This window comes from Kandleria vitulina DSM 20405 (assembly GCF_000702065.1).
Lineage (GTDB): Bacteria > Bacillota_I > Bacilli_A > Erysipelotrichales > Coprobacillaceae > Kandleria > Kandleria vitulina.
The window spans coordinates 1-13,260 of record NZ_JNKN01000039.1 but is presented as its reverse complement, the minus strand read 5'-3'; the positions used below and the strand labels follow the sequence as shown (position 1 = coordinate 13,260).

The following is a 13,260-nucleotide window of genomic DNA, read 5'->3' as shown; positions in this document are numbered from 1 at the left end:
GAGGGGATTTTATCATTTACAATACCTTTACCACTTCACTGAAGTCTTAAAACAACCTCACAGCATAGCTGTGGGTTTTATTGTTTTACAAAAAAAGATGGATCGTTATGATCCATCTTGAGGTGACTAATTGTTTTCAATGACAGTTACAAACTTAGTTTCATACTGTGCATCACTATTAGTAGAAGTAAACTTGTAATCTTTTGCGTAATCAGATAATGTCTTGAACTTATCTTCATCTTTATGAAGATCATCAGCTAACTTAGTGATCTTATCAATACCAGATGTCTTATATTCAGCCATACCTGAAGATAATTTTGCACTTCCATCAACAATCTGAGAGAAAGCATTGTTTAATTTATTTAAGCCATTAGTTAATTTATCATAGTTTTCAGCATATTTATTTAATCCATTGCTGAAAGTCTTAGAACCATTGTAAAGCTTATTGACACCATCCTGTAAAGCAGGAAGACCTGTCTTCTTATCAGAAAGTTTTTCTACACTCTTTTCAACTGATTTTAAGATTGTATTAGAACCATTATATAGTTTATTGAAACTATCCTGAGATGTACTTAATGTCTGAATAGCATGATCAGCAAGATAGATTTCATACAATTTATTGTAAAAATATACATTTTTCCCATTCTTATCTTTTCCAAGTAATACCGAATTGTATTTTACATATCCACTGTGATCTTTAGCAGTGCTATAGTTATCACCACATGATTCAAATAAACCTGTTTCTCTATCCTTGTTATAGATTGATAATACAAGATTCTTACCAGCAGACTCCTTAGCGTCTGCTGCATATTTCTGAAGACTGTTTGCAGCAGTTTCTACATCGTTAAGCTGTTCCTTTAATTCCTTAACATCTTCAGCCTTGTCACTTAATGCTTTCTGTTTTTCTAATAGCATCTTCTTAGCAGCTGCAGCCTGTTCAGGTGTTGCAGATGTATTTTGAGAAATCTGTTGAACGAATGTAAGATAATCTGTTGTTTTCTGAGTTAATTCCTTGGACTCAGCATTAAGCTGCTTAGAAATTGCGCTTACCTGGTTAAGTACTTCTTTTGTCTTATCAGTAGTTGTATCAGCTAATTGCGCATTGACTTTAGCAGATAATGCTGCTGCCATCTTTTCAATACCAGCACTCTTCTTAGCTTCAAGATTAGACTTTGTATTCTTTAATTCTTTTAAAGCGTCATTTAACTGAGTTAATCCATCTTTAAGTTTCTTCATCTGAGAAGGAAGCTTAGATAAATCTTTAGTACCATCATTTAACTGAGAAATACCATCATCGATTTTCTTATAGCCTTCAGTAAGCTTATCAGTACCTTCAGTCTTTAATTTCTTAGAAGCATATGTTGCTTCTTTCATCTTAGAAGCATATGTCTTAGTTCCTTCAGCTAATGTTTTAGAACCTTCTACTAAGGCATTCGTTGCATCTTTTAATTTATTGACATCTCCATAAGAATCATCAATCTTATCAAATACTTTATTTAAATCATCAGCATCCAATAATTTAGGAGTTGCAATACTATAGATCGATTTTAAATTGAAGTTAGTTGTATCATATTCAATAACTACCTTATCTAATTCCTTTAAGGCATCCATCTTATTAAAGCTGTCATATAATCCTGGAGAAGCTAATCCAACAACAAGTTCAGATTCACCGTTGTTTATTATTTTACCAGTATTGACAGTTAAGTTCTTTGTATCAGCAGACTTGAATGTAGAAGAAAGCATAACCATAAATGGTGTATAGACCTTCTCACCTTTGTACTGATGATCCATCATATTTGTATATTTAAATGTTAACTTAACATGACCACTCTGACCTTTAACATCTTTAGGCTTAATCTTCTTGCCATCTAATTCATAGCTGATATTAAGATTGATAGGCATCTCATTTTCTGTCTTACCAGTATAGATAATATCTTTTCCCTGAGATGACCAAGTCATGTTCTTGCCATCACGTTTAAGCTTTTCATTTCCTGATGTATTAACAATATCACTTAAATCAGAATAATCATTGATTGTTTCTTTATGATTACTTGTAATATGTTCATTGACACTCTGATAAGTTATTTTCCCATCAGCATCAATTTTAGTATAAACAGTCTCATTTTTTTCATAGGCAAATGCAGGAACTGCACTCATCATTGAAACAGCGACTGTTAATGGAATTGCTTTAGCTAATATGCTTTTCATATTAAGCGACCTCCTTATTTTTCTTTAGATTCTTAAATCCTAATGATGAATGAATGATAATTTTATCAAATGCCATCAATAATGATGGAACAATAAGCATAACTGTTACCATTGAAATCAAGGCACCACGTGAAATCATTGAACAGATTGCAGAAATCATATCCATCTTTGAATAGATCCCTACACCAACTGTAGCCGCAAAGAAACACATGGCTGATACGAAGATAGAGTTAACTGAAGCATCAACTGCTGTAGAAACAGCTTCTACCTTGCTTGCCCCACTCTTTCTTACTTCAAGATATTTCGTACTCATCAAGATAGCGTAATCAATGGTTGCTCCTAACTGGATAGTACCAATAACAATACTTGCGACAAATGGAATCTTCTGTCCCATTACAAATGGGATTCCCATGTTGATATAAATCGCAAATTCAATAGCTAATACTAATAGTACTGGTAATGACACACTCTTTAATACCAATAACATTAAGATAAATACGATACCTGTAGAAGCAAAGTTAACGTTCTTAAAGTCAACATCAGCGATATTAACCATATCTTTCATAAGTGGACCTTCACCACATACAATCGCATTCTTATCATAAGATTTTGCGATTTCATTGACTTTGGCAATCTGAGCATTCAATTCATCAGTTGCAGTGTCGTACTTAGAGCTTAGAAGAACCATCTGATGTTTACCATCATCAATCATGCTCTTTACTTCATTTGAAAGCATATCTTCACTAAATCCCTGTGAAGCTAACTTAGAATAGCTAGTCACCATATCGATTCCTTTAAGATCTTCAAACTTGCCAACCATTTCCTGAACATCAGAAGCCTTAAGGTTGCTATCGATCATAATGAAATAAGGTGAAACAATCTTAAAATCTTTCTTTAATTTATTGTTGGCCTGTACCCCTGGAAGATAATCAGGGAGACCGGCAGTTAAGTTGTAATAACTTTGTGTATGAGATTGACAATAATAAGCCAATGGCATACAGATCACAAATAATACAAGAATAACCTTATATCCCTTAACCACAAGATTCTTAATAAAAGATAAGTTAGGCAAAATGCTCTTATGTGCAGTCTTTGTAATTAACTTATCGCATACAAGAACTAATGCTGGGAATAATGTAATAACAGTCAATACTCCAAAGGCAACACCTTTTGCCATTACAAGACCGATATCGGTACCCAATGTCAATGACATTGTACATAATGCCAAGAAACCGGCAATTGTAGTCGTAGAAGACCCTACAACAGAAATCAAAGTTTCAGCGATAGCTTCTTCCATAGCTTCTAGCTTATTGTCACGATGTTTCTTCCAGTATTCATATTTATGATACAAGAAGATTGAGAAGTCAGTCGTAACACCAAGCTGAAGTACTGCCGCAATCGCTTTTGTAATATAGGAAATCTGACCTAAGAATAAGTTAGTTCCCATATTGTAAATAATAGCTACACCAATATTTCCCAATAACAATACTGGTACAAAGAATGAATCTAAAGTAAACATCAAGACAATCAAACATAAGATAACCGCAATCACCACATAGATCACAACTTCACTATTGGCAATCTGAGCTGTATCCAAAGTTGTCGCTGACATTCCTGCCACCTTAATGTTATTTTTCAGATCCCTAATTTTCTGAATCGCATTGAGTGTTCTATCATCAGAAGTAGATTCAGTAAAAGTTGTAATGATCAGGTTTTCCTGACCCTTCTTTACTTTCTTCACGATATCATTTGGCAACATTTCTATTGGAATTTCATACCCAATGACATCATAGACACTTCCTACCTTGTTGACAGAATCAACTTTCTTTATTTCCTTCTCAAACTCAAGAATCTGTTTAGGACTCATATTGTCAGTAATAATTACCGCAAATGCACCCTGTCTAAAATCTTTAGACAAGATTTTCTGCCCTTTCATTGTTTCTACATCTTGAGGTAGATAGGATACAAGGTCGTAATTCGTCTTCGTTGAGACATATCCAATTACGGATGGTATGATCAAGATCATGCAGATCGCAATAATCAGCCAACGACCTCTTGTTACTCCTTTACAAAAGGTTTTCATCTATTTCGCCTCCATACAAAATGACCATCAGTCATATATTACACTGTAATGGTAGCACTAAAATGACCGGTGGTCAATTACTTTACTAAAAAAATTGACTTTCGGTCATTTTTAACATATTATAATGAAGAAAGGAGCATTTTCATGGAAACATTAAAAGAAATAAAAAGTAAAATAGAAATAAATAAAGCTGAAAAAAAGACAAGGCTCCTTAATAATGCCTATGAACTTTTTGGGACTAAGGGATTCTCAGATACTTCTATTTCAGATATTGTCAAGAAAGCTGGGGTAGCGAAGGGAACCTTTTATCTCTATTTTAAAAATAAAGAAGATATTAGAAATCAACTTGTTACTGATCAATCACAAAAGCTTTTTACAAATGCGATCAATGCCATGAATAATGAAAATCTTGAAACATTTGATGAACGACTCATCTATATCATTGATCATGTCATTGAACAATTAAAACAAGATGACAGTATTCTTACATTTATTAACCGAGATCTTTCTTTAGGATTCTATTCCAAAGAAATAGAAAAAATCTTCAATGATAATGCCATGGGACTTTACCAGATGTTTATCGATGGTATAAAGCGTGAACATATTCAAGTCAACAACGCAGATATGACATTCTTTATGATTGTCGAATTAATCAGTGTGACTTGTTATCGCTGCATGGTTCAAAAGATTCCATGTGATATCGATACTTATAAGCCTTATCTTTACGCTGGAGTAAAAGCCCTTATACACCAGTAGAACATCCCCACTTATTTCTCCATTTTTCACTTGCATTTTGCATAATAATTTGATAATTTACTACATGTACAGTTTAATATATGCAAACTAAAAAGCGCGTGGTTCATCCATGCGCTTTTTAGTATTCTAATGTGTTTATTAATAATCCATATTACTCAATCTACTCACATTAATATCTGACTTGTTCCAATATATTTCTATCATTTATTAAATAATAGAAACAACGTAATAACCTACATTCATTTTTTTATTATAAATATATAATTCATAGCTTGAAGAGTTTTCTATTCTATGATGAATATATTTCGTATCAGAAGATGATTTTAAAGCAGATAATTCATTAATAACATGAGTGTATTTACCTGTATTTTTATTATCTTCCCACTCTGTATTAAAATCTGTATTATAAAAATTATCAATGTCTTCTTTTTCTTTTTTATTAAGCTTATCTACACTTACAAACCCTTTGATATCCTTAGGATTCTTTAATGTAAATCTACAAACATTTGCCATGTCATTTCCAAAGCCCTGTTCACTCACATATATTGATTTATAGCTAAATTCAGAATCCACTTGTAAACTTATTCTCTTCTTATCATCTCTATAATTAGGCTGTGATTTAAACCAATATAAAGCACCAACAAGTAATAGTATAATAACAACAATAGCTAATATTTTTTTCTTCATTTTAAAATGACCAGTTTACCTTTCTTTGATTTTAAATACATTTTCTCTACATATATAATAATACATTTTTTACATAGTACAAATAATTAGACGTATAATCATTTCATATTCAAAAATAATAATCACAAACAAAAAACTCATTAATGGGTCTTGTAAAAGAATCTAAATGACACAATGCATAAAAAAACGGAATTTCCATAAGGAATTCCGGATATTGACTGGCGTCATCAGGCGGAGTCGAACCGCCGACCCTTCGCTTAGGAGGCGAATGCTCTATCCATCTGAGCTATGATGACATTAAGCATTATTGTAATGCTTAACTCTTCTTTTTAGATTGACGATAACGATCGAATGGACCGTATGTCACATAGTAGAATACGATTGCAATAATGATTGCGGCAACAGCATCCATCACTGAGTGCTGTTTCACATACATTGTGGATAAAGTAATCAGGATAGCACTTAGCCACGCAAATATAAACATGAATTTGCTATTCTTGAATCTTTCTGAATGTGTAAGAATGATAGCACATCCAATAGAGTTATACACATGAATGCTTGGGAAGACATTTGTTGGCTTATCTACCCCGTAGACGAGATGCAAGAAAAATCTCTCAAGAGCATTTCCTGTCAAGATATCAGGACGATAATTAAATGTAGTCGGAAATATCGTAAAAATGATCAGACAGACAGTCATGCCACCAAACATGATTAAACAAAATTTATAAAATTCTTCCTTATTCTCCAGGAATGTGAATAAGCCTGTTCCAAAAACAAATAGGAACCAGTACATATATATAAGAATAAACCCCGGTACAAATGGAATCATGTGATCTAATGCGACATTCATGTCAAAGAACCCGCTAGGATTTCTTTGCTGGATTCCAAAATACCATGGAAGATATAGCATAAAATAGACGATTGCTACCCATATATGTTTATGAGTCTTGTAAAAATCATTGATTTTATCTAACATTTTCATCACCGAGAGAAATTCTAACAAAAAAGAGATTGCAATGCAACCTCTTTAATTGAAATCAAATAGCTTCTGAGCAACTGTATATCCTGCAATCAATACTTTATGCCCTGCTTTACCTCTTAGTCTCATCAATGTACCAAGCATAGTTTTACGAACAGCCTTATAGACTTCTGGTCTTGTTTCCTTCATATAATTCCAGAATTCATCTCTCTTCTTAAGATTTTCTTCTGTTCCACTCTTAACAAGAAGGACTGTTGTAACTGTTGAAATGATTGTTAAATAATGAATCATGTATTTTCTAAGTTTTCTTGATTTAAGACTCATTACATCAACTGCATCAATCATGCGTTTATTGACTCTGATCTGCTGATCAATACGTCCAATCATGACCTTTTCGTTGACACTCTGATCTTCTCTACCAATGAAATAGTGGTAAAGATCAACATTTAAATAGTACATTGTATGAACATATGGCAATGGTTCATATACAAATAAATTATCTACATAGAATGTATGTTTTGGAAGAACCAATCCACAGTTCTTTAATACTGCTGTTCTATAAATGATAGAATGCATTAACAAGTTCTGTGATGGCAAGAAATATTTTACATTATACCATCTAAAAATACGATTTTGTGGTAATGCATTTGTATAGCGAATTGGATTTTGTGTATTTGTACTTGGTTTATCATAAACGTAATTGACAATCATCATATCCAATGGCTGATTTTCAAGATTCTTTAATGTATCAATAACTTTCTTTAATGCTTCTTCATCAAACCAGTCATCGCTATCTAAAACCTTAAAATACTTACCTGTGGCATTTTTTATACCTGTGTTGACAGCTTCGCCATGGCCACCGTTTTCCTGATGAATGCAGCGTACAACATCAGGATACTGTTCTTGATATCGATCGCCAATCTTTGCTGTATCATCTTTTGAACCATCATCTACTACAAGAATTTCAATATCTTCTTTGCAGCCTAAAAGACTATCGATGGCATGATGCATATAATCCTGTGAATTATAGCAAGGAATGGCTACAGTTAATAATTTCATAGGAATTAACCCCTCTTTCCACGCATATTTTATCATGTCTTTTCTTTCCTCACAATAACATTATATGAAACCAAAAATTAAATTGAGATTTTCTATTACTATTTGTAGTCAATTTGAAAGAAATGGAGTAAAATAATAGTATTGTTGTATAATTTTTAAAGGAGTTATCAAATGAGTAAAATAACACTGACGTATAAAAGCTATCTAGCGACAGCCTTAAAAGTATTCACGGTTGTCAATCCAGTAGCGGCTTTATTAATTGCTGGTCTTATTCTATTCACTAAGCCAGCTTTCGCTCTTGCAATGCTTTACATTGCTTTAATTGTATTGCTTCTTGTCATCACTTATAAGATCTTCAAGAAAAAGATGGTCACAATAGACTGTGATGAACATGGCATCAAGACAAATGCCCATCTTCATCCTTATGACTCCATTGTTTCTTTTGAAGAAGTCAATGATACAATCATTATCACATTTGATGATCAAAAGACACTTAAGATCAATGAACATGAATATGAACAAAATAATCTATTGGACTTCAATGATTTCATGGCCAGCAAAGGATTTACTATTTCATCAAGACAATCTTATCCCCTTGCATCATTTGATCAGGGAAAAGCACTTGGCTATGTTTCTCTTCTTGTCACATTTATTGGTTTTGCCTATATTATCGGATTATTTAATGGCATCTACAATAATGTAGTCATCTGTACATTGTTAAGTCTTGTCTTACCTTTCATTTTAGCAATGTATTACATCTATCTTCTTAAAACAATGCAGTTGAACATCATTGAAGAAAACCGTATGGCTTTCTTAATGGGAATGCTTATTCCTGCAATGATCGGCTGGGCTTTCCTTTTCTTCCAGTACAATATCGGTCCTATCATGCCAATTATTATTTTCTCAATCGTACTGCTTTTAATCATTCTTGTTTACTATCATGTTTCAAATAAAATCAAAGGTATCACTAAAGATATGATCTTTGTGATCTTCTTGATTTTCTATATTCCATTTGTAGGATTATTCATCAATAATGAAGTGACACTTAAGACTACTTCTTCTATTGAAAGTGTGGCAGGTGTCAATGTACAAGAAACAAGATTTGTAAATCTTTACTCTATGACTTATAAGAAATACAATCCTCATCATTCATTGAAGATTGTAGATAACTATCATTTACGTAATGTTTATTCTAAATATGATAGCTACAAAATACGTATCAGCAAAAAAGAGTATCATGTATTAATTAGAACAAAAAATCCAAAAGTAAAAATTGATACAAAGACCGGATTGTTTGGTATTGAAACATATTCTTACAGAGAACAAAAATAAAACGATGTTTTCAAAAACATCGTTTTTTTAATAGCTTCTGTTTTTTCTATTTAACATACGCATATATTCTTTTTCAGAGATAATCTTAATATCCTGTCCCATTCGTTTAAGCGTTAATGCTTTTTTTACCTTCTTATTGCTTTTGCCATATCTTGTCTTATAGTACCCAAAGTGTCCAATAACAAGATAATCAGTATGCGTATTGACATCACGATTATAATAACCGTGAACTTTCTTTAGATGCATGCTTAACTGTTCTTTAGGAGCACGGGTATTGCCAGTAAAGGCAACACTCTGATTAGTAAAGATATACTTTTTTTTCACATTCATAGAAGCATGCTCTGGAGCAATGATATTACGATAATAGTTCTCTCTCATTTCACCCATTTCAATATGATGGATTTCATGTAATTCTGCCAATGATGAAGCATCTGACTTTAAAATAAGCTTATGCAAAATTTCAGCAGCAGCTTTGGCATCATAAAGGGCATGATGAGGATGATCTATTTGAATATGATAATGACTGCATAAATCTGTGACATTATATTTCTTTAGATCAGGTTCTACAAGATGAGCAAGCACATTTGTGCATGACATCCACATACGAGGAAATGGGATGCGATTCTTTTTAAGTGCCGCTCTAATTGATGACATATCACTTTGTATATCATGGGATACAACAATCTGATTTTCAAAGAAAGGCTTGATATCTTCCCATACTTCCAAAAAAGATTTCTGATTGACTAGCATCTTTGGGGAAATATGATGAACATCATAGCGGTATTTATCAAAAGAAAGATCAGCTGGTCGTATTAATGAATAATATTCCTTATAGACCTTCATATTACGCAGCTGCACAATCCCAATTGAACAGACACTCGCTGGATCCATATTGAGTACTTCAATATCAAATACAGTTATGAATTCGCTCATTTAATACCCACTGCTTTCTTTGCTAAACGGTCAGCTTCGTCATTAAAAGTATCGCCACTATGAGCAAGTACTTTAATGAAATGAATATAGATTTTCTTACGATAATCTTTCATTTTCTCTACATAGCGCTTAGTGCCTGGCTTATTGGCTTTCCATTCACCATTGGCCCATTTCTCAATGCCCATGTAGTCATAGTAGATTGCAATGCTGTCGTAGCCATTTGCAATCGCATATTCCACTGCAACTTCACTACCAAATATTTCTCCGGCTACATTACGCATTGAAACATAGTCTTCATGTTCACCCTTGCCATAGATTTTCTTGATGACACGACCACCTTCGATTAAGACAACACCATAGCCATAGACTTTCTCTTTAATATGGTAGCTTCCATCCACATAGGCAATAAGCTGGCATTCTCTTATTTCCTGATGATCTTCAAGAAAAGCTTCAGCTTCTTCTTTAGTGGGAAATGATTTATAGACTGCGCCTTTAAAGCCTTTGATCTCTGCTTCGCACTCTTTCCATGTTGTATAGACACCCTTATGTCTTCCGTTTTTTACAGCATAATATTTCATTTGTATCCCTCTTTTTCTCTACCATAATAAGTATTATTTCCCTTTTTGTCTAGAAGTTTTATTGAGAAGTGTATCCTTTTTTATTATAATGATATTTAGAGGTATAAAATATGAAGATAGAAAATAGGTTTTTAAAATATGTAAGCTTCGATACACAATCTTCTGAAACATCTGAAACTGCTCCAACTACAAGCAAGCAGATTGAATTCGCAGATTTTTTAGCAGAAGAAATGCGTATCTTAGGTATGAAAGATGTTGAAAGAAATGAGTATGGAATTGTCTATGGTACAATTCCTGCCAATGTAGAAGAGGAAGGAGAAACTATCGGTTTCATTTCCCATATGGATACTTCTCCAGATGCATCAGGTAAAGATGTTAAACCACAGATCATCAGAGATTATGATGGTGGCATCATTAAATTAAATAACACTATGAATCTTGATCCTGAAGAAAATCCAGAATTAAAGACATTGATTCATCATGATTTAATTACAACTGACGGTACAACTTTACTTGGTGCTGATGATAAAGCTGGAATTGCGATTATTATGACAATGGCAGAATATTTATTCCGCCATCCAACTTTCCTTCATCATGATATCAGTATTGCTTTTACACCGGATGAAGAAGTAGGTAGAGGTGTCATCAATTTTGATATTGATCGTTTTGGGGCAGACTATGCCTACACTGTAGATGGTGGTCCAATTGAAGAATACAGCTTTGAAAACTTCAATGCCTACAAGGCTACTGTTTCTATTAAAGGAAAATCATATCATCCAGGTGATGCTAAAAACAAAATGATCAACGCATTAACACTTGGTCGTGATTTTGATATTCTCCTTGGTGATGTCAATAGACCAGAACATACAGAAGGACACGATGGCTTCTATCATCTTCATAATATGGAAGGTGATGTAAGCAATGCGACTCTTTCATATATCATCAGAGAGCACAGCAAAGAAAAAATGGAAGAACTGCTTGCTCATATGAATGATGCTGCTGCGTATATCAATAATAAATACGGAGATGAATACATCAAGATTGAAACTGTAAAACAGTATGAAAATATGAAAGACATCATCGCTAAAAGACCAGAAATTGTCACTCAGGTTTCTGATGCAATGATTGATATTGGATTATCACCAGTAATCGCACCAATTCGTGGTGGTACTGATGGTGCTATGCTTTCAGCGAAAGGACTTCCTACTCCTAACCTTGGAACAGGAGGATACAACTATCATGGTCCTTATGAATACGCAAGTCTTACATCAATGAAAAAAGGTGTAGAATTGTTGCTAGCTATTATTAGAAATAGTCGTAAATAAAAAGATCACAAACGTGATCTTTTTATTATGCGTTTTCACCAAAGAAACGCTTAATTTCAATTTCTGCATTTTCAGGTGAATCTGATCCATGAATAAGATTACGAGCATTAGATGTTGCATAATCTCCTCTGATTGTACCTGGCTGAGCATCACCGAATTTAGTAGGTCCCATTAAAAGACGCATACCTTTAATGACATTTTCACCTTCTACAATCATTGCTAAGCTTGGTCCAGATGTCATATATTCAAGTGTTGGTTCATACCAAGGCTTGCCTACACAATGAGCATAATGTTCTTCACATAGTTTCTCATCAAACCAAACAAACTTCGCATTCGTAATTCGATACCCTCTTCTCTCAATTCTAGAGATAATTTCACCTGTTAAGCCTCTTGTCATACAATCAGGCTTTAACATAATATAAGTACGTTCCATTTTCCTATCACCTCAATCTTCATTATATCAAATTAAACCATATAACCAAATATCTATTTACATATATCAAAAAAATAGGTGTATAATACTTGAAGAGGTGCAATATGAAACAAGATATCATTCAATCATTAACATCATTTCTTACTGATGTTTCTATTCATTATCAGAAAAAAGACAATATTATACATTTCCCTTTCTACATAGAAGGTAAAATCAATGAAGGTGCCACCTTCATTCATGTATCTGAAGAAAGCTATATCGTAGAGACAGGTCTACCTATTGAAGTTCATCCTGAAGCCTTTGATCTGCTTACAGAATTCTTTATTAAAATCAATGAGAAAAGTGAATATGGCTATTTTCAATTAAATGAAGAAACCCATTTTATTTCCTACATCATCAAGGTGAATGTTCACAATACTTCCCTTCCAAGAAAAGTCATCGAACATTCTCTATTGTTGCCAATAGAAATATACGGGGCCTACGGATTCGCAAATGCGATTTACTATCTATTAAGCAATATACTGACTGTGGATGAAGCTCTTGATTTTGTGGTAGAGTCAAAAGTTTATGAAAAACTTGATGAATGACAGATTTCAGGGATCGATGAACGATGCGATATCATTCATGTAGTATTAAAATTGAATATTTTGAATTTTTCTAAACCGAATGATTATGAAGGTAATAAAAAAACACCTAAAAAAGGCGCAATGAGGGTATCGTCTCCTGGAGCACTGCTTGGAGAAATGATTAATTGTCTGCTGGATGGTACTTATGTGATATCTCAATGAGCTTGAGCCACTGATCAGGCATTAGCATATTATTATCAAACAAGCCAGATACAGGTGTCTTATATTTCAGTGATGAATGTTGTCTCAGAAAATTAAAGA

12 protein-coding genes and 1 tRNA gene are annotated in these 13,260 nt (G+C 33.3%); 4 read left to right on the top strand and 9 right to left on the bottom strand.

The features are described 5' to 3' along the window. Window positions 1-126: 126 nt before the first annotated feature. The gene (locus T513_RS0108195) at window positions 127-2,208 is read right to left on the bottom strand and encodes a hypothetical protein (RefSeq protein WP_031589724.1); all 2,082 of its coding nucleotides are present in this window, start codon (window positions 2,206-2,208) and stop codon (window positions 127-129) included. A 1-nt stretch (window position 2,209) separates the two neighbouring features. Then, a complete protein-coding gene (locus tag T513_RS0108190; RefSeq protein WP_031589723.1) occupies window positions 2,210-4,291 on the bottom strand; it encodes an efflux RND transporter permease subunit in 2,082 nt (693 codons plus the stop codon). A gap of 144 nt (window positions 4,292-4,435) precedes the next feature. Here T513_RS0108190 and T513_RS0108185 point away from each other — a divergent pair, with 144 nt between their 5' ends. Continuing rightward, complete coding sequence (locus tag T513_RS0108185) at window positions 4,436-5,047, top strand: TetR/AcrR family transcriptional regulator (protein ID WP_031589722.1); 612 nt, start codon at window positions 4,436-4,438, stop codon at window positions 5,045-5,047. A 207-nt stretch (window positions 5,048-5,254) separates the two neighbouring features. Here T513_RS0108185 and T513_RS0108180 read toward each other — a convergent pair whose 3' ends face one another. From T513_RS0108180 to T513_RS0108165, 4 genes are all read right to left on the bottom strand, one after another. After that, window positions 5,255-5,734 carry a hypothetical protein gene (locus T513_RS0108180; protein ID WP_031589721.1) on the bottom strand — a complete coding sequence of 160 codons (480 nt, stop codon included), beginning with the start codon at window positions 5,732-5,734 and terminating at the stop codon, window positions 5,255-5,257. 219 nt (window positions 5,735-5,953) lie between these two features. Continuing rightward, window positions 5,954-6,030, bottom strand: a tRNA-Arg gene (locus T513_RS0108175). 20 nt (window positions 6,031-6,050) lie between these two features. Beyond that, entirely contained in the window at window positions 6,051-6,710 is a 660-nt protein-coding gene (locus tag T513_RS0108170) for a phosphatase PAP2 family protein (protein ID WP_029070934.1), read from the bottom strand. A gap of 51 nt (window positions 6,711-6,761) precedes the next feature. Next, window positions 6,762-7,772: a glycosyltransferase family 2 protein gene (locus T513_RS0108165; protein ID WP_029070933.1), complete on the bottom strand. Its 1,011-nt coding sequence runs from the start codon at window positions 7,770-7,772 to the stop codon at window positions 6,762-6,764. A gap of 171 nt (window positions 7,773-7,943) precedes the next feature. Here T513_RS0108165 and T513_RS0108160 point away from each other — a divergent pair, with 171 nt between their 5' ends. Further along, a complete protein-coding gene (locus T513_RS0108160; RefSeq protein ID WP_031589720.1) occupies window positions 7,944-9,104 on the top strand; it encodes a hypothetical protein in 1,161 nt (386 codons plus the stop codon). A gap of 27 nt (window positions 9,105-9,131) precedes the next feature. On the opposite strand, the gene T513_RS0108155 is transcribed toward T513_RS0108160, so the two are convergent. Both T513_RS0108155 and T513_RS0108150 read right to left on the bottom strand, forming a co-directional pair. Continuing rightward, complete coding sequence (locus T513_RS0108155) at window positions 9,132-10,037, bottom strand: exonuclease domain-containing protein (RefSeq protein ID WP_031589719.1); 906 nt, start codon at window positions 10,035-10,037, stop codon at window positions 9,132-9,134. Continuing rightward, entirely contained in the window at window positions 10,034-10,615 is a 582-nt protein-coding gene (locus tag T513_RS0108150) for a ribonuclease H1 domain-containing protein (protein ID WP_029070930.1), read from the bottom strand. The genes T513_RS0108155 and T513_RS0108150 overlap by 4 nt, the downstream gene beginning before the upstream one ends. Before the next feature lie 110 nt (window positions 10,616-10,725). Here T513_RS0108150 and pepT point away from each other — a divergent pair, with 110 nt between their 5' ends. Beyond that, window positions 10,726-11,940, top strand: coding sequence for a peptidase T (gene pepT, locus T513_RS0108145; RefSeq protein WP_029070929.1), 1,215 nt, complete (start codon window positions 10,726-10,728; stop codon window positions 11,938-11,940). Window positions 11,941-11,965: 25 nt separating this feature from the next. Here the strand turns inward: pepT and ndk are convergent, their stop codons facing one another. Beyond that, window positions 11,966-12,373 carry a nucleoside-diphosphate kinase gene (gene ndk / locus T513_RS0108140; protein ID WP_029070928.1) on the bottom strand — a complete coding sequence of 136 codons (408 nt, stop codon included), beginning with the start codon at window positions 12,371-12,373 and terminating at the stop codon, window positions 11,966-11,968. Window positions 12,374-12,477: 104 nt separating this feature from the next. On the opposite strand from ndk, the gene T513_RS0108135 reads away from it, so the two are divergent. After that, window positions 12,478-12,960 carry a hypothetical protein gene (locus T513_RS0108135; RefSeq protein ID WP_029072804.1) on the top strand — a complete coding sequence of 161 codons (483 nt, stop codon included), beginning with the start codon at window positions 12,478-12,480 and terminating at the stop codon, window positions 12,958-12,960. The last annotated feature ends 300 nt before the right edge of the window (window positions 12,961-13,260 follow it).

Excerpts from the sequence above, each read along its gene's own strand:
- T513_RS0108195 (WP_031589724.1), bottom strand. The coding sequence starts at position 2,208 with ATGAAAAGCATATTAGCTAAAGCAATTCCATTAACAGTCGCTGTTTCA.
- T513_RS0108190 (WP_031589723.1), bottom strand. The coding sequence starts at position 4,291 with ATGAAAACCTTTTGTAAAGGAGTAACAAGAGGTCGTTGGCTGATTATT.
- T513_RS0108185 (WP_031589722.1), top strand. The coding sequence starts at position 4,436 with ATGGAAACATTAAAAGAAATAAAAAGTAAAATAGAAATAAATAAAGCT.
- T513_RS0108180 (WP_031589721.1), bottom strand. The coding sequence starts at position 5,734 with ATGAAGAAAAAAATATTAGCTATTGTTGTTATTATACTATTACTTGTT.
- T513_RS0108170 (WP_029070934.1), bottom strand. The coding sequence starts at position 6,710 with ATGTTAGATAAAATCAATGATTTTTACAAGACTCATAAACATATATGG.
- T513_RS0108165 (WP_029070933.1), bottom strand. The coding sequence starts at position 7,772 with ATGAAATTATTAACTGTAGCCATTCCTTGCTATAATTCACAGGATTAT.
- T513_RS0108160 (WP_031589720.1), top strand. The coding sequence starts at position 7,944 with ATGAGTAAAATAACACTGACGTATAAAAGCTATCTAGCGACAGCCTTA.
- T513_RS0108155 (WP_031589719.1), bottom strand. The coding sequence starts at position 10,037 with ATGAGCGAATTCATAACTGTATTTGATATTGAAGTACTCAATATGGAT.
- T513_RS0108150 (WP_029070930.1), bottom strand. The coding sequence starts at position 10,615 with ATGAAATATTATGCTGTAAAAAACGGAAGACATAAGGGTGTCTATACA.
- pepT (WP_029070929.1), top strand. The coding sequence starts at position 10,726 with ATGAAGATAGAAAATAGGTTTTTAAAATATGTAAGCTTCGATACACAA.
- ndk (WP_029070928.1), bottom strand. The coding sequence starts at position 12,373 with ATGGAACGTACTTATATTATGTTAAAGCCTGATTGTATGACAAGAGGC.
- T513_RS0108135 (WP_029072804.1), top strand. The coding sequence starts at position 12,478 with ATGAAACAAGATATCATTCAATCATTAACATCATTTCTTACTGATGTT.